The following is a 16,409-nucleotide window of genomic DNA, read 5'->3' on the forward strand; positions in this document are numbered from 1 at the left end:
TTGAAAGGGCTGAGTCCCGTGCAATACAGAACTCAGCCCTTGGGCGCCTAGCCCTTGGGCGCCTAGTGTTTAACCGTCCAACTTTGCGGGGTCAGTTCATCCGGGACCGGCAGCGCTTTTTTTCGGAATCGGGCCGTGCGGCACGTATTCGGTGGTGCGTGAGGCCGGACTCGAACCGGCACACCCTTGCGGGCGTCAGGACCTAAACCTGGTGCGTCTACCAATTTCGCCACTCACGCGGATCCTTGCGTCGCCAGACCGCGCGGGCGCATCGTCTGCGCCCCGCACGTCGGGGGTTTGCGGCCGGCGACACCGGCGCCCCGATCAGGCGAGCGCGAGATTCTACCCGATCTGCGCGGCGTTGTCTCGCTCGCCGGCACCGCGCGGTCGGCGGTGCTAGAATGCCGCGCTCGACGTGACGGCCGCGCCGCCCGTGCGCGTCCGTCCCTGCCCCCGACCCGAATCTGCCCCGTGAACTTCGACGATTACTGCCAGCAAAAGGCCGCCCCCGCGGGCTCCAGCGTCTACTACGCATTGCGTCAGGCGCCGGCCGCGGTCGAGCCGCGCCTGACCGCGCTGTTCGCGCTGCGCCGCGAACTCGAGGAAACCGTCAAGGAAATCAGCGACCCGACCGTCGGACACACGAAGCTCGCGTGGTGGCACAAGGAGCTCGCGGCGCTCGCGAACGGCCAGCCGTCGCATCCGGTCACGCAGGCGCTCGCGCGGCACCATCCGTCGATCGCCGCCGAAGCCGACGCGCTGCGCACGCTCGTGAACGGCTACGGGATGGATCTCGAGCAGGCGCGCTATCTCGATTTCGCGAATCTGCAGCGCTACGTCGCGCAGGTGGGCGGCACGTTCGCGGCGCTCGTCGCGCGCGCGGCCGCCGCGCAACCGGGCGACTCACAGCCCTGGGCGGCCGACGTCGGCCGCGCACTGATGCTCGCGCAGTTCGTGCAGGAGCTCGGCAACGACGCGCGCCACGGCCGCATCTATCTGCCGATCGACGAACTGCAGCGCTACAACGTGACGGCGGCCGACCTGCTGAATCGGCGCTACAGCCCCGCGTTCACCGAATTGATGCAGTTCCAGACGGCCCGCGCGCGCGAAGCGCTCGACGCAGCCGACGCTGCGATCCCGGCCGCCGAACGCCGCGCGCAACGCACCTTGCGTGCGCAGATCGCGCTCGCGCGCGCGCTGCTCGACGAAATCGAGCGCGACGGCTATCAGGTGCTGCATCAGCGCATCGCGCTGACGCCGATCCGCAAACTGTGGATCGCGTGGCGCGCCGCGCGCCGTCGCTGACGCGCCGCGACCGGCATCACGCCTTCAGCAGCGGCAGCGTATCGAAGCGCTGCTGCAGCACGCTCGTCGCATCGAGCCCCCACCACGGGCCGAGCACGGTCGCATAAAGCTGACGAAAATCGACGGCGACCGGCAGATTGCCGTTGCCGTCGAGTCGCGCCAGCGCCGGCGGGGCGCCATACAGCCCGCCGATCACGCGACCGCCCATGACGAAGTGCGGCGCGGCCGTGCCGTGATCGGTGCCGTTGCTCTGGTTCTCGCGCACGCGCCGCCCGAACTCCGCGTAGGTCATCACGAGCGTCGTATCCCAGCGGCCGAGCTCGATCAGCGCGCCGCGCAGCGCCGTCATCCCTTCCGCGAACTGCTTGAGCAGCGCCGCATGCTGGCCCGGCTGATTCTGGTGCGTGTCGAAGCCGTTGAGCGTCAGCCGCAGCACCGCGACGCCGTCCTGCGTGCCGCGCCCGTTCGCGTCGCACGCGGCCAGCACCTGCATCGCGGTCTTCACCGACGTGCCGAATGCGCCGCCCGGAAACGCCGTCGCGAACGCGCGCATGCCGCCGCGCGGACGCAGCCGGTCGGCGGCCTTCACGATATCGTTCTCGACATCGATCACGTGCGCGAGCGCCGGATTGCGTTCGCGCAGCGACGACGGTTCGGCGAGCCGCGCCGCGCGCACGAACTGCGCGGGATTGACGAGCGCGATCGCACGCGCGCCGTTCGCGAGCGGCCCCATCTCGGCGCTGCCGAGCACCACGCCGTCGGCCGCGAAGCCGGGCGGCACGGGCGCCTGCGCGAACGTGCGCGTGAGCCAGCCTTCGTGCAGATACTGATCGGCGCGCGACGCGGTGTCCCAGATCTCGATCGAACGGAAATGCGACAGGTTCGGCTGCGGATAACCGACGCCCTGCACGATCGCGAGCTGCCCGTCGCGCCACAGCGGCATCAGCGGCGCCAGCGACGGATGCAGGCCGGTCTGCGCGTCGAGCTGCAACACCTGGTCGCTTTTGACGCCGATGCTGCGCCGATACTGGTAGTAGAGCGGATCGGCGTACGGCACGACGGTGTTGAGCCCGTCGTTGCCGCCCTTCAGCTCGACGAGGATCAGCACGTTCTCATAGCGGGCCGCGGACGATTGCCCGGCAGCCGCCGCGCGCGACACCGAGGGCCATAGCGACACGCCCGCCGCGGCCGCGGCGCCGGTCAGCGTCAGAAAATCTCGTCGGTTCATCATGCATCCTTCGGCCTGCCGCGCGGCGTGCGCGCCGCAGCGGCAACGGCCCGATTCGTCGTCATTTCAATTGATAGGCCGGATCCATCAGCAGCGCCTGCAGATACGCGCTGCCGGTCGACGCCGTGTCGATCGCGGCGACGGGCGGCACCGGCAACACCGCATGCTGCAGTTGCAGCTCGGTCGACAGCCCCGCGACCGCCTGCGGGCGCGCACGGTACTGCGCAAGCCAGCGCTCGAGATCGAAGCGCAGGCCGCCGCGCGCCGGCAACGCCGGCCGCGCCGCCACGCCGCTCGTCATCGCGGCCGCGACGGACGGCCCGACGCGCGACGGCGACGGCGACGGCATATTCGCCGCGACGCCCGTGCGCATGCCGGCCGTCTCGGTCGCGCGGAACAGCTGCTCGACGAACTGCTTGCGCGCGAGCAACGTCGTGCTGTTGATCCACATTGCGCCGCCGGGCCAGCCCTTCACGTTCGGCGGATAGAACAGGTTCTGTCCGAGCGTGCGCACGGTGTTCGCGAGCATCTGCGGATCGCCGTACGCGACGTCGAACATCCGCACCGACCCGACGACGAATTCGGCCGGCGACTTGACGAGCACGCCGCGGTTGCGCGGATCCCAGAACGCGTCGGTCGACCACAGCGCGGCGAGCGCCGCGCGGATGTCGTAGCCGCTCGCGCGAAAGCGGTCGGCGACGATCTCGAGCTCGCGCGCATCGGGCGTGTCGGACACGAACTCGCGCCACAGCTTCGCGGCGACGAAGCGCGCGGTCTCGCGCTGCTTCAGCAGGATGTCGAGAAACGCGTCGCCGTCGAACGGGCCGGTCTCGCCGAGTATCGTCTTGTCGCCGGCATCGTGCCAGTCGGTGCGCACGACGAAGCGCAGCGTGTCGGGATCGACGGTCCAGCCGGTCATCGCGCGCGCCGCTTCGGTCACGTCACGCTGCGTATAGTGCCCTTCGCCGAGCGTGAACAGCTCCATCACCTCGCGCGCAAAATTCTCGTTCGGCCGCCCGTTGCGATTGCTCGCGCCGTCGAGGTACTGCAGCATTGCCGGATCCTTCGCGACCGCATGCAGCAGCGTGCCGAAATTGCCGAGCGCCTCGCGGCGAAACAGCGCATTCTGCGCGGCCATCGTCTGCGGGTACGGCACCTTGTCCTGTCCCGACGTGAAGTGGCCATGCCAGAACAGCGTCATGCGCTCGGTGAGCGGCGACGGCGTCGCGACCATCTCGTCGACCCACGCGGCCCGTAATGCGTCGTAACGCCGATCGCGCAGCCGCCGCGCTTCGCGCCGCATGTCGGGCGTGAGCGCACGGCGCAGCGCGCGCGGCGGAGGCGGCTCGTCGATCCAGTCGGGCCATGCGGTGACCGGCGTGCGCCGGACGTTGCCGAGCGTGTCGGCGACGAGCTGCGCGCGCGTCATGCCGACCGCCCGCGCGACGTCCGCCGGTGCCGGCGAGAAGCCGGTGCGCGTGAGGAAGAACAACGCGTCGTCGGCATCGAGCGGCGTCTGCATCGCGGGCGACGATGCCGCGCCGGCTGTATTCGCTTCCATCGTGATCGGCTCCGGGAACGCACGCAGCGTGCGAATGCCGGTTCAACGGCACGCGTCGCCGCGGCGTTGACGGAGAAATTGCTACCGTGTATTTCCGCAGGCGCGGAAGACGGCGCGCTCAGCGCTTGTACAGCTCGCGCACGGCGTCCTCGATGTGCTGACGCAGCAGATGACGCTCTTCGGGTGTCATGTGGCCGTCGCGGCGGCGCTGCTCGAGATCGGGGGGCACGGCGGAACGGACGGACGGATCGGCGACGCGATCGGGCTGCGGCGCCTTGCCGCGCGGCGCCTTGCGCGACCATGCGCCCTGCTCGGGGCGTTGCGCATACGCGAAGTTCGACGCATACGGACCGGCGAGCGCGATCGTCAGCATCAGTGCAATCCGGGCAGATCGCATGACCGTCCTCGCTTCTTTGGTCGATTTGTTCCCTTCGTCACGCGGCAACCGGCTACCTCTGGTACTAGAAAAACCCTGCGGAATTCGGGTGTGCAAAGATGAAAGATGGAGTGCAGCGAGTATCTACCGAATTTCGGCTTCGAGTAAAGGAATCTCTATAGCGTGCCTTTACTCCGCGCGACACCACGGGTAAATTTTGTAACTGACTGTAACGCGCCAAAATCCTCGACGGCGCGCCATTTCCCATTCGCGATAAGATGCCGCTCATGGAAACGAAAAACCCCTCCAAGATTCTCGTCGTCGACGACGACCCGCGCCTGCGCGATCTGCTGCGCCGCTATCTCGGCGAGCAAGGCTTCAACGTCTACGTCGCGGAGAACGCGACCGCGATGAACAAACTCTGGGTGCGCGAGCGCTTCGACCTGCTCGTGCTCGACCTGATGCTGCCCGGCGAAGACGGCCTGTCGATCTGCCGTCGTCTGCGCGGCAGCAACGACCGCACGCCGATCATCATGCTGACCGCGAAAGGCGAAGACGTCGATCGCATCGTCGGCCTCGAGATGGGCGCCGACGACTACCTGCCGAAGCCGTTCAACCCGCGCGAGCTCGTCGCGCGCATTCACGCGGTGCTGCGCCGCCAGGCGCCGGCCGAGCTGCCGGGCGCGCCGTCGGAAACCACCGAGGTGTTCGAGTTCGGCGAGTTCTCGCTGAATCTCGCGACGCGCACGCTGACCAAATCCGGCCAGGAAATTCCGCTGACCACCGGCGAATTCTCGGTGCTGAAGGTGTTCGCGCGTCATCCGCGCCAGCCGCTGTCGCGCGAAAAGCTGATGGAGCTCGCACGCGGGCGCGAATACGAAGTGTTCGACCGCAGCCTCGACGTGCAGATCTCGCGTCTGCGCAAGCTGATCGAGCCCGATCCGGGCAGCCCGCGCTTCATCCAGACCGTCTGGGGTCTCGGCTACGTGTTCATCCCGGACGGCGCCGCCTGATCGTCCTTCCTTCCGGTTTCGCCCGCTCACGGCCCGTCCCATGCGTATCGACCGGCGCCTTCTGCAGCTCGCGTTCGGCGGGCTGTTCTGGCGCACCTTCCTGCTGATCGCGCTGCTGATCTCGGTCAGTCTCGCCGCGTGGTTTCAGAGCTTTCGCGTGATCGAGCGCGAGCCGCGCGCGCAGCGCGTCGCGCTGCAGCTCGTCGCGATCGTGAAGCTCACGCGCACCGCGCTGCTCTACTCCGATCCCGATCTGCGCCGCGCGCTGCTGCAGGATCTCGAGAGCAACGAAGGCGTGCGCGTGTACCCGCGCGAGAAGACTGACAAGTTCCGGCTGCAGCCCGACGAATCGCTGAACCGGCTGATCGAACACGACATCCGCAGCCGCCTCGGCGACGATACCGTGATCGCGCAGTCGGTCAACGACATTCCGGGCGTGTGGATCAGCTTCAAGATCGACGACGACGACTACTGGGTCGCGCTCGATCGCGATCAGCTCGATACGGTCACGGGCCTGCAGTGGGCCGGCTGGGGGCTGTTCGCGCTCGCGCTGTCGCTGTTCGGCTCCGCGTTCATCACGAGCCTCGTGAACCGGCCGTTCTCGCGGCTCGCGCTCGCCGCGCGCCAGGTCGGTTCGGGCCAGGCGCCCGAGCCGCTGCCCGAGCGCGGGATGGGCGTCGCGGCCGAAACCAACCGCAGCTTCAACCAGATGGTGCGCGACCTCGAGCAGCTCGAGGCCGACCGCGCACTGATGCTCGCCGGCATTTCGCACGACCTGCGCACGCCGCTCGCACGGCTGCGCCTCGAAACCGAAATGAGTCCGTCCGACCAGGCGACCAAGGACGCGATGGTCGACGACATCGAGCAGATGGACCGCATCATCGCCGCCTTCATCGATTACGCGCGGCCGACGCAGCGCAAGCCCGAGCCCGTCGATCTGTCGACGGTCGCGCAGGACGTGGCCGCGCGCGTGTCGAGCGAGGACGGCGTCGAGATCCGCCTGCGGCTCGCGCCGGCCGCGATCATCGAGGCCGACGAAACCGACATGCGCCGCGTGGTCGGCAACCTCGTCGAGAACGCGCGCAAATACGGGCAAAGCAAGCACGACGGCATCTCGCGGATCACGCTCGAGACGCGCGTGTCGCATGCGCGCGTCGAGCTGTCGGTCAGCGACGAAGGCCCCGGCATTCCCGAAGATCAGCTGCCGCTCGTGATGCGGCCGTTCTACCGCGTCGACGCCGCACGCTCGAAGGCCGACGGCACCGGCCTCGGGATGGCGATCGTGCTGCGCCTCGTCGGCCGCTATCGCGGCACGCTGCGCCTGCGCAACCGCAACCCCGAAGCGGGGCTCGAGGTCACGCTCGAATTCCCCGGCACCGGCAAGTCGCGCGCGACCGCATGACGCGGGCGCGCACGTTTATTGCGCGTCACACTATCGCCGCGGTTGAGAAAATCTATGGGGAGCGTTAGTCAAAATCTATTGAATCGCTTTACTAATAGTGTTATAGTCTCCCCATGCTGTCACATGATCGTTGCAGCACCGAGGTAGCTTGACTCAGTCTTCTTCCCAACTCATACAGGAGTATCCGCATGAAAACCGTGGGCGATAAACTCGAAGCTTTCACCGTCGTAGCCGCGAAGCCGGGCTTCAACAATCACGAGGAAAACGGCCAGTCGGCGTTCGAGACCGTCACCGAAGCGTCGTTCCCGGGCAAGTGGAAGATCATCTACTTCTATCCGAAGGACTTCACGTTCGTGTGCCCGACGGAAATCGTCGAATTCGCGAAGCTCGCGAAGCAGTTCGAAGAGCGCGACGCCGTTCTGCTCGGCGGCAGCTCGGACAACGAATTCGTCAAGCTCGCATGGCGTCGTGAGCACAAGGACCTCGACAAGCTGAACCACTACTCGTTCGGCGACGTCAAGGGCGAACTGATCGACCAGCTCGGCGTGCGTGACAAGGAAGCCGGCGTCGCACTGCGCGCGACGTTCATCGTCGATCCGGACAACACGATCCAGCACGTTTCGGTGAACAACCTGAACGTCGGCCGCAGCCCGGAAGAAATCCTGCGCATTCTGGACGGCCTGCAAACGGACGAACTGTGCCCGTGCAACCGCGCAATCGGCGGCGCAACGCTGTAAGCGCATCGATGCACGAAAGCCCGCGGCGCGCGTCCTGCCTGCGGGCTTTTTTCACGGCCAACTCATAGGAGATATCAATGGAATTCATCGATTCGATTAAGGCACGTATTCCCGACTACGCGAAGGACATCCGTCTGAACCTCGACGGCACGATCTCGCGCTCGTCGCTCGAAGGCAACGATGCGGTCGGCGTCGCGCTGGCCGCGGCGGTCGCCGCGAAGAGCACGGTGCTCGTGAAGACGATCCGCGAAGCGAACGTGCTGTCGCCCGAAGAAACGCATGCCGCGCTGACCGCGGCCGCGCTGATGGGGATGAACAACACCTGGTATCCGTACGTCGAGATGGCCGACGACGCCGATCTGAAGACGCAGCGCGCCGAGCTGCGCATGGGCGCGTATGCATCGCACGGCGGTGTCGACAAGCGCAAGTTCGAGATGTACGCGCTCGCCGCATCGATCGTCGGCAAGTGCCACTTCTGCGTGAAGTCGCACTATGCGCTGCTGAAGAACGAGCAAGGCATGACCGTCACGCAGCTGCGCGACGTCGGCCGCATCGCGTCGGTGATCAACGCCGCCGCGCAGGTGATCGCCGCCGAAGGCGAATAAGCGATACCGCAGCGTCCGGCCTCGCCGGACGCACGCCGCAAACGAAAATGCCACGCTTTCGCGTGGCATTTCGCTTTTCCGGGCGCCGTGCAGCACCGGCTGCCGCGCTGCGCGGCGCGCCGTTGTCAGCCGCCCTGCTTCACGAGCAGCGCGGCCGCCTGCGCCTCGATCCCTTCGCCGCGACCGAGATAGCCGAGCTTCTCGTTGGTCTTCGCCTTCACGTTCACGCGTTCGAGCGGCAACCCGAGATCGGCCGCGATGTTCGCGCGCATCGCTTCGATGTGCGGCGCGAGCTTCGGCGCCTGTGCGATGACCGTGCTGTCGACGTTCTGGATCGCGAAGCCGGCCGCCTTCACGCGCGCGACGCATTCGCGCAGCAGCACGCGGCTGTCGGCGCCCTTGAACGCGGCGTCGGTGTCCGAGAAATGACGGCCGATGTCGCCGAGCGCCGCCGCACCGAACAGTGCGTCGGTGATCGCGTGCAGCAGTACGTCCGCGTCCGAGTGGCCGAGCAGGCCGCGCTCGTACGGAATCGACACACCGCCGATGATGAGCGGGCGCCCCGCAACGAGCTGGTGCACGTCGTAGCCTTGTCCGATTCTGAAATCCATGCGTGTTCCGATTGAGGGGAAATTGACAATCACGAAGCGTTCGCGGCGCGCGCGAGAATCGCCTCCGCGAGCGCGAAATCTTCGGGATACGTGACCTTGAAGTTGCGCAGGCTGCCCTGCACGACGCGCGGCGTATGGCCGGACCATTCGATCGCGCTCGCCTCGTCGGTCAGGTCGTGCCCTTCGCGCTGCGCGCGCTGGATCGCGTCGCGCAGCATGCCGATGCGAAACATCTGCGGCGTCTGCGCCTGCCAGAGCGCGTCGCGCGGCTCGGTGCGCGCGATCGCGTCGCCGCCGGCCGGCACGCGCTTGAGCGTATCGGCGACGGGCAGCGCGACGATGCCGCCGACCGGATCGTCCTTCAGCGTCGCGACCAGCGTGCGGATCAGCTCCGGCGTGATGCCCGGGCGCGCGGCGTCGTGCACGAGCACCCAGTCGTGATCGGCCGCGCCGAATTCGGCGAGCCCGAGCAGCCCGTTGAGCACCGACGCCTGCCGCGACGCGCCGCCGCAGCGACGCACCGCGAAGCGCAGCCCCGCGAAGCGGCGCGCATCGAAGTGCGTGTCGTCGGGCGCGAGCACGACGAGCGTCTGCGCGAATTCGCTGCACGCGTCGAACGCGGCCAGCGTGTAGTGCAGCAGCGCGCGGCCGGCGAGCGTCCGGTATTGCTTCGGCACGGCCGAGCCGGAACGGCTGCCCGTGCCGGCACAGGGAATCAGGGCGAAAAGTCGGGGAGTCACGAAGGAGAACGCCGGAAAGGTGAAATCGAGAAGCGGATTTTATAATAGGTCTTTCGTCCCGGCCGCCGCCTTGCCATGCGCGCGCGTCCGCCACCCTGCCGTCCCTATGCCAGACAACGCTTCCACCCCGTTCGCTTCGCCCGTTGCCCGCGTCAAGCCCGGCCAGCGGTTCGCCTTCGACGGCACGCACGGCTCCGCCGATGCGCTCGCCATCGCCCGCTACCTCGCCGACAACCGTGAACACGTGCCGCTGCTCGCCGTGATCTGCGCGAATGCGGTCGACGCGCAGCGTCTTTCGCAGGAAATCGGCTATTTCGCGCCGGACGCGCGCGTGCGCCTGCTGCCGGACTGGGAAACGCTGCCGTACGACACGTTCTCGCCGCACCAGGATCTCGTGTCCGAGCGTCTCGCGACGCTGCACGATCTCGGCGAAGGCCGCTGCGACATCCTGCTCGTGCCGGCCACGACCGCGCTGTACCGGATGCCGCCCGCGTCGTTCATGGCCGCCTATACGTTCGCGTTCGCGCAGGGCGAGCGTCTCGACGAAGCGAAGCTGAAATCGCAGCTCACGCTCGCCGGCTACGAGCACGTGAGCCAGGTCGTGCGGCCCGGCGAATACTGCGTGCGCGGCTCGCTGATCGACCTGTTCCCGATGGGCTCGCCGCTGCCGTACCGGATCGACCTGTTCGACGATCAGGTCGACTCGATCCGTGCGTTCGATCCCGACACGCAGCGCAGCCTCTACCCGGTGCGCGACGTGCGGCTGCTGCCGGGCCGCGAATTCCCGTTCGACGAAGCCGCGCGCACCGCGTTTCGCAGCCGCTGGCGCGAAACGTTCGAAGGCGACCCGAGCCGCGCGCCGATCTACAAGGACATCGGCAACGGCGTGCCGTCGGCCGGCATCGAGTATTACCTGCCGCTGTTCTTCGACGAAACCGCGACGCTGTTCCACTATCTGCCGCAGGACGCGCATCTCGTGTTTGCCGGCGATCTCGACGCGTCGATCCGCCGCTTCACGGCCGATACCAAGCAGCGCTATGCGTTCCTGTCGCACGACCGCGAGCGGCCGATCCTCGAGCCTCAGCGGCTGTTCCTGTCGGACGACGATTTCTTCACGCTCGCCAAGCCGTTCGCGCGTCTCGTGCTGCCCGCGCAGCCGGCCGGCGGCTGGGCGACCGCGCTGCCCGAGCTGACCGTCGACCGTCATGCGGACGATCCGCTCGCCGCGCTGCGTACCTTCGTCGAGACTTCCGGCAAGCGCGTGCTGCTGACCGTCGAGTCGGCCGGCCGCCGCGAGACGATCCTGCAGTTGCTCGCCGAACATCGTCTGCGCCCCGCGTCGAACGATCATTTCGCCGGCTGGCTCGAGAGCGACGCGCGCTTCGCGCTCGGCGTCGCGCCGCTCGCGAACGGCTTCGCGGTGCCGGGCGAAGGCTATGCGATCGTCACCGAGACCGAGCTGTACGGCGCGCTCGGCCGTCGCGCGGGCCGCCGCCGGCAGGAACAGGCGAGCAACGTCGACGCGATGGTGCGCGACCTGTCCGAGCTGAAGGTCGGCGACCCGGTCGTCCATGCGCAGCACGGCATCGGCCGCTACATGGGCCTCGTGTCGATGGATCTCGGCGAAGGCGAAACCGAATTCCTGCATCTCGAATACGCGGGCGACAGCAAGCTGTACGTGCCCGTCGCACAACTGCACGTGATCTCGCGCTACAGCGGCGCCGATCCCGACAGCGCGCCGCTGCATGCGCTCGGCTCCGGCCAGTGGGAGCGCGCGAAGCGCAAGGCCGCGCAGCAGATCCGCGATACGGCGGCCGAGCTGCTGAACCTCTACGCGCGCCGCGCGGCGCGCGAAGGCCATGCGTTCGCGCTCGATCCGCGCGACTACGTGAAGTTCGCGGAAAGCTTCGGCTTCGAGGAGACGCCCGACCAAGCCGCGGCGATCGCGGCCGTGATTGGCGACATGACGAGCGGCAAGCCGATGGACCGCCTCGTGTGCGGCGACGTCGGCTTCGGCAAGACCGAGGTCGCGTTGCGTGCGGCGTTCATCGCGGTGATGGGCGGCAAGCAGGTCGCGCTGCTGTCGCCGACCACGCTGCTCGCCGAGCAGCATACGCAGACCTTCGCCGATCGCTTCGCGGACTGGCCGGTGCGCATCGTCGAGCTGTCGCGCTTCAAGACGACCAAGGAAGTGAACGCGGCAATCGCGCAGATCAACGAAGGCAGCGTCGACATCGTGATCGGCACGCACAAGCTGCTGTCGTCGGACGTGCAGTTCAAGCGGCTCGGCCTCGTGATCATCGACGAGGAGCACCGCTTCGGCGTGCGTCAGAAGGAGGCGCTGAAGGCATTGCGCGCGGAAGTCGACGTGCTGACGCTGACCGCGACGCCGATTCCGCGCACGCTCGGGATGGCGCTCGAAGGGCTGCGCGATTTCTCGGTGATCGCGACCGCGCCGCAGAAGCGGCTCGCGATCAAAACCTTCGTTCGCCGCGAGGAAGAAAGCGTGATCCGCGAGGCGATGCTGCGCGAGCTGAAGCGCGGCGGCCAGGTGTACTTCCTGCACAACGAGGTCGAGACGATCGAGAACCGCAAGGCGATGCTCGAGGAACTCGTGCCCGAGGCGCGCATCGTGATCGCGCACGGCCAGATGCACGAGCGCGAGCTCGAGCGCGTGATGCGCGATTTCGTCGCGCAGCGCGCGAACGTGCTGCTCTGTACGACGATCATCGAGACCGGCATCGACGTGCCGAGTGCGAACACGATCATCATGCACCGCGCGGACAAGTTCGGCCTCGCGCAGTTGCACCAGTTGCGCGGCCGCGTCGGCCGCTCGCATCACCAGGCGTATGCGTACCTGCTGGTCCACGATCCGCAGGCGCTCACCAAACAGGCGCAGCGCCGGCTCGAGGCGATCCAGCAGATGGAGGAACTCGGTTCGGGCTTCTATCTGGCGATGCACGATCTCGAGATCCGCGGCACCGGCGAGGTGCTCGGCGACAAGCAGTCGGGCGAGATCCACGAGATCGGCTTCCAGCTCTATACGGAGATGCTCAACGATGCGGTGAAAGCGCTGAAGAACGGCAAGGAGCCCGACCTCACCGCGCCGCTCGCGGCGACGACCGAGATCAACCTGCATGCGCCCGCGATCCTGCCGGCCGACTACTGCGCGGACGTGCAGGAGCGGCTGTCGCTCTACAAGCGGCTCGCGAACTGCGAGCACGCCGATGCGATCGACGGCATCCAGGAAGAGCTGATCGACCGCTTCGGCAAGCTGCCGCCGCAGGCGCAGGCGCTCGTCGAAACGCATCGGCTGCGGCTCGCCGCGAAACCGCTCGGCATCACGAAGATCGACGCGAGCGAAGCCGCGATCGGGCTGCAGTTCGTGCCGAATCCGCCGATCGATCCGATGCGGATCATCGAGATGGTGCAGAAGCATCGGCACATCAAGCTCGCGGGCCAGGACAAGCTGCGCATCGAAACGCGCTCGCCCGATCTCGCGATCCGCGTGTCGACAATCAAGGAGACGCTGCGCGCGCTCGGACATCGGCAGGACGCGGCAAGCGCCGCACGCTGACGCGCGGCGCGCGTGCGGCGCACGGCGGTGTGCGGCCGCGTCCGCGTATCGGTGCCCCTTTGCGGGCGGCGATACGGCGCGGCGATGCTGCACCGCACTGCGTGCGACGAAGGCGGGCCGGGGCGTTTTTGAGTATGATTTTCCCATTCATCTGACGGAGTTCTGCCATGTCCACTCTCGACGCGACGACCCAACCGGCCGCCGATTCACGCGATCACGCACTCGTGGGCCTGCCCTGGGTCAAGCAGCTGGTGTCGATGGACACGACGAGCCGCGTGCCGAACCTCGGGCTGATCGAGACCGTGCGTGACGCGCTCGCCGCGAAAGGCATCGCGTCGACGATCACGCACGATGCGCGCGAAGGCTGGGCAAATCTGTTCGCGACCGTGCCCGCGCACGACGGCTCGACGAACGGCGGCATCGTGCTGTCCGGGCACACCGACGTCGTGCCCGTCGACGGCCAGCAATGGGACAGCGATCCGTTCGCGCCGGAAGTGCGCGACGATCGCCTGTACGGCCGCGGCACCTGCGACATGAAGGGTTTCATCGGCACGGCGCTCGCGCTGCTGCCCGAGATGCAGGCGACCAAGCTCGCGAAGCCGATTCACTTCGCGCTGTCCTACGACGAGGAAATCGGCTGCGCCGGCGCGCCGCTGATGATCGCCGATCTCGTGAAGCGCGGCGTGCAGCCGTCGGGCTGCATCGTCGGCGAGCCCACGAGCATGCGTCCGATCATTGCGCACAAGGGTATCAACGCATACCGCTGCTGCGTGCGCGGCCATGCGGCGCACTCGTCGCTCACGCCGAAGGGGCTGAACGCGATCGAGTACGCGGCGCGCCTGATCTGCCATATCCGCGACATCGCCGACCGGTTCCGCGCGGAGGGCCCGTTCGATACGCTGTACGACGTGCCGTTCACGACCGCGCAGACGAGCACGATCCAGGGCGGCAACGCGATCAACACGGTGCCGGCCGAATGCCGATTCGACTTCGAGTTCCGCAATCTGCCGACGCTCGACCCCGAGCAGATCTTCGCGCGCATCGAAGCGTATGCGAACGACACGCTGCTGCCGCAGATGCGTCGCGAGCACCCGAACGCGGCGATCGAGTTCTCGAAGATCGCGGCCGCGCCGGGGCTCGACGCGACCGAGCAGGCCGCGATCACGCAGCTCGTACGGGCGCTGACGGCCGACCAGGACAAACGCAAGGTCGCGTACGGCACCGAAGCGGGCCTGTTCGAACGTGCGGGCATTCCGAGCGTCGTGTGCGGGCCCGGCAACATCGAGCAGGCTCACAAGCCGAACGAATATGTCGAACTCGCGCAGCTCGCCGCCTGCGAGCAGTTCCTGCGCAAGTTCATCCGCAGCATGTCGGTCGACGCACGCTGACCGCTCTCTCGCCCGCCGGCCCGTGTGCGCGGGCCGGTTCACCTCCGCCACACGCCACGCCATGTCGACTGAACCGCAGGGCCTCGTTCATACGACGATCGACGGCGAGCCGATTCCGACGCTCGACGAAATCGCCGCGCAGCATTTCGCGCTGACGCCGTGGGTCGCGCGCACGCCCGTGTTCGAGCGCGCCGATCTGCCGTCGCTCGAAGGCACGCACGTGAACTTCAAGTTCGAACTGCTGCAGGTCAGCGGCAGCTTCAAGGCGCGCGGCGCGTTCACGCACCTGCTCGCGCTCGACGACGCGCGCAAGAACGCGGGCGTCACCTGCGTATCGGCGGGCAACCATGCGGCGGCCGTCGCGTATGCGGCGATGCGGCTCGGCCACGGCGCGAAGGTCGTGATGTTCCATACCGCGAGCCCGACGCGCATCGCGCAATGCAAGCAGTACCGCGCCGAAGTCGTGCTCGCGGGCAGCGCCTCGCAGGCATTCGAGATCGTGCGGCGCATCGAGGCCGAGGAAGGCCGCTTCTTTATCCATCCGTTCAACGGCTATCACACGATTCTCGGCACCGCGACGCTCGGCTACGAATGGGCGACACAGGCGCCCGACCTCGACGCGGTGATCGTGCCGATCGGCGGCGGCGGGCTCGCGGCCGGCGCTGCGACCGCGCTGCGTCTCGCGAATCCGCACGTGCACGTGTACGGCGTCGAGCCCGAAGGCGCCGACGCGATGAGCCGCAGCTTTGCGGCCAATCACACGATCAAGATGAGCGCGATGCAGACGATCGCCGATTCGCTGATGGCGCCGCACACGGAGGAATACAGCTACCAGCTCTGCCGTCGTCATATCGACCGGATCGTTACGGTGTCCGACGACGCGCTGCGCGCGGCGATGCTGTTCCTGTTCGCGAACCTGAAGCTCGCGGTCGAGCCGGCGTGCGCGGCAGCACTCGCGGCGCTGCTCGGGCCGCTGCGCGAGCCGCTGCAGGGCAAGCGCGTCGGCGTGCTGCTGTCGGGCACGAATACCGATCCGGCGACGCTCGGCATGCATCTCGCGCACGCGAAGCTGCAGCGCTGACGCGCGCGAGCGACCTAGGGTTATCCCCAGTTTGTGTTGACAGCCCTGTTGATAACTCGCCGAACAAACCCGCAAGTGGTTGAACGGGCAGCGTTTTACGCGCGAGAAACGCGCTGGGCGCGAAATGGGCAGATGCGGTTTGCGCGGCTGCGCATGCGCGCCGCCGTATGGCGGCGATGCGCGCGGCTCGCGATCGGCGCCGCGGCAATCGCGCTCGTCGCCGGTTGCGCGGGCACGCCCTCGCCTATCGCAGGCATAGCCGGCGCATGCATGCAGCCCGGCCAGCACGCGGCGCTGCAGGCCGATCTGCTGTTCGGTCGCGACATCGCGGGACGCGCACCCGTCACCGATGCGGAGCGCGCGGCGTTCCTCACGGATGTCGTCACACCGCGCTTTCCCGACGGCTTTACGTATTGGGACACGCACGGACAGTGGCGCGATCGCGCGAGCGGGCGAATCACGCAGGAGGGAAGCTTCGTCGTGCGTATCGTGGCCGACGATACGCCGGACACGCGCACGCGGCTCGATACGATCCGCGACGCGTATGCACAACGGTTTCATCAGGAATCGGTCGGTATTACGCTCGTGCCCGTTTGTGCGTCGTTCTGATTAGCTGCTCCGGTCGTCAAGAACGCGCGCGGGCGACGCGTGCCCGGCTGCGCTCGCGGCTCGACGTGTAAAAAAGGCTTCGTGGAAGTCCGGGGCGTCGTTTGTCGATTTGAGCGGTCGTCGGCAGTGCGTATTCCGGCGAACGTGATCACGCATTTCGGCGGATCGTGATCATG

14 protein-coding genes and 1 tRNA gene are annotated in these 16,409 nt (G+C 67.5%); 9 read left to right on the forward strand and 6 right to left on the reverse strand.

All coding sequences use genetic code 11. The features are described 5' to 3' along the window. Window positions 1–152: 152 nt before the first annotated feature. Window positions 153–239 (reverse strand) — tRNA-Leu (locus ACSHSS_RS27560). A 232-nt stretch (window positions 240–471) separates the two neighbouring features. On the opposite strand from ACSHSS_RS27560, the gene hpnD reads away from it, so the two are divergent. After that, window positions 472–1,305, forward strand: a complete 834-nt coding sequence (hpnD, locus tag ACSHSS_RS27565) for a presqualene diphosphate synthase HpnD (protein ID WP_060041440.1) — start codon at window positions 472–474, stop codon at window positions 1,303–1,305. Window positions 1,306–1,321: 16 nt separating this feature from the next. Here the strand turns inward: hpnD and ACSHSS_RS27570 are convergent, their stop codons facing one another. From ACSHSS_RS27570 to ACSHSS_RS27580, 3 genes are all read right to left on the reverse strand, one after another. Next, window positions 1,322–2,533 carry a DUF1501 domain-containing protein gene (locus ACSHSS_RS27570; protein WP_105841474.1) on the reverse strand — a complete coding sequence of 404 codons (1,212 nt, stop codon included), beginning with the start codon at window positions 2,531–2,533 and terminating at the stop codon, window positions 1,322–1,324. 61 nt (window positions 2,534–2,594) lie between these two features. Then, window positions 2,595–4,094: a DUF1800 domain-containing protein gene (locus ACSHSS_RS27575; RefSeq protein WP_445545772.1), complete on the reverse strand. Its 1,500-nt coding sequence runs from the start codon at window positions 4,092–4,094 to the stop codon at window positions 2,595–2,597. Between the two features lie 118 nt (window positions 4,095–4,212). Continuing rightward, window positions 4,213–4,491 carry a hypothetical protein gene (locus ACSHSS_RS27580; RefSeq protein ID WP_217104329.1) on the reverse strand — a complete coding sequence of 93 codons (279 nt, stop codon included), beginning with the start codon at window positions 4,489–4,491 and terminating at the stop codon, window positions 4,213–4,215. Between the two features lie 257 nt (window positions 4,492–4,748). On the opposite strand from ACSHSS_RS27580, the gene ompR reads away from it, so the two are divergent. From ompR to ACSHSS_RS27600, 4 genes are all read left to right on the forward strand, one after another. Continuing rightward, window positions 4,749–5,483, forward strand: a complete 735-nt coding sequence (gene ompR / locus ACSHSS_RS27585) for an osmolarity response regulator transcription factor OmpR (RefSeq protein ID WP_004192636.1) — start codon at window positions 4,749–4,751, stop codon at window positions 5,481–5,483. A 40-nt stretch (window positions 5,484–5,523) separates the two neighbouring features. Next, window positions 5,524–6,885 carry an ATP-binding protein gene (locus ACSHSS_RS27590; protein ID WP_006402221.1) on the forward strand — a complete coding sequence of 454 codons (1,362 nt, stop codon included), beginning with the start codon at window positions 5,524–5,526 and terminating at the stop codon, window positions 6,883–6,885. Between the two features lie 188 nt (window positions 6,886–7,073). Beyond that, on the forward strand, window positions 7,074–7,622 hold the full coding sequence (locus ACSHSS_RS27595) for a peroxiredoxin (RefSeq protein WP_004192241.1): 549 nt from the start codon (window positions 7,074–7,076) through the stop codon (window positions 7,620–7,622). 77 nt (window positions 7,623–7,699) lie between these two features. Next, entirely contained in the window at window positions 7,700–8,227 is a 528-nt protein-coding gene (locus tag ACSHSS_RS27600) for a carboxymuconolactone decarboxylase family protein (protein ID WP_006402220.1), read from the forward strand. Window positions 8,228–8,352: 125 nt separating this feature from the next. Here the strand turns inward: ACSHSS_RS27600 and ispF are convergent, their stop codons facing one another. Continuing rightward, window positions 8,353–8,838, reverse strand: coding sequence for a 2-C-methyl-D-erythritol 2,4-cyclodiphosphate synthase (gene ispF / locus ACSHSS_RS27605; RefSeq protein WP_006402219.1), 486 nt, complete (start codon window positions 8,836–8,838; stop codon window positions 8,353–8,355). 29 nt (window positions 8,839–8,867) lie between these two features. Beyond that, window positions 8,868–9,578 (reverse strand): 2-C-methyl-D-erythritol 4-phosphate cytidylyltransferase, encoded by a 711-nt coding sequence (gene ispD, locus ACSHSS_RS27610; RefSeq protein WP_006402218.1) that lies wholly within the window; start codon window positions 9,576–9,578, stop codon window positions 8,868–8,870. A gap of 19 nt (window positions 9,579–9,597) precedes the next feature. Between ispD and mfd the strand changes: the two genes are divergently transcribed. The 4 genes from mfd to ACSHSS_RS27630 all read left to right on the forward strand — a co-directional run bounded on the left by mfd (window position 9,598) and on the right by ACSHSS_RS27630 (window position 16,233). Continuing rightward, window positions 9,598–13,155, forward strand: a complete 3,558-nt coding sequence (gene mfd / locus ACSHSS_RS27615; RefSeq protein WP_369715460.1) for a transcription-repair coupling factor — start codon at window positions 9,598–9,600, stop codon at window positions 13,153–13,155. Between the two features lie 167 nt (window positions 13,156–13,322). Beyond that, window positions 13,323–14,543: an acetylornithine deacetylase gene (gene argE, locus ACSHSS_RS27620; protein ID WP_445545773.1), complete on the forward strand. Its 1,221-nt coding sequence runs from the start codon at window positions 13,323–13,325 to the stop codon at window positions 14,541–14,543. Window positions 14,544–14,604: 61 nt separating this feature from the next. Continuing rightward, a complete protein-coding gene (locus ACSHSS_RS27625; protein WP_006402214.1) occupies window positions 14,605–15,624 on the forward strand; it encodes a threonine/serine dehydratase in 1,020 nt (339 codons plus the stop codon). 132 nt (window positions 15,625–15,756) lie between these two features. Further along, entirely contained in the window at window positions 15,757–16,233 is a 477-nt protein-coding gene (locus ACSHSS_RS27630; RefSeq protein WP_445545774.1) for a DUF3574 domain-containing protein, read from the forward strand. Window positions 16,234–16,409: the final 176 nt, after the last annotated feature.

It is taken from the genome of Burkholderia sp. BC1 (genome assembly GCF_052683555.1).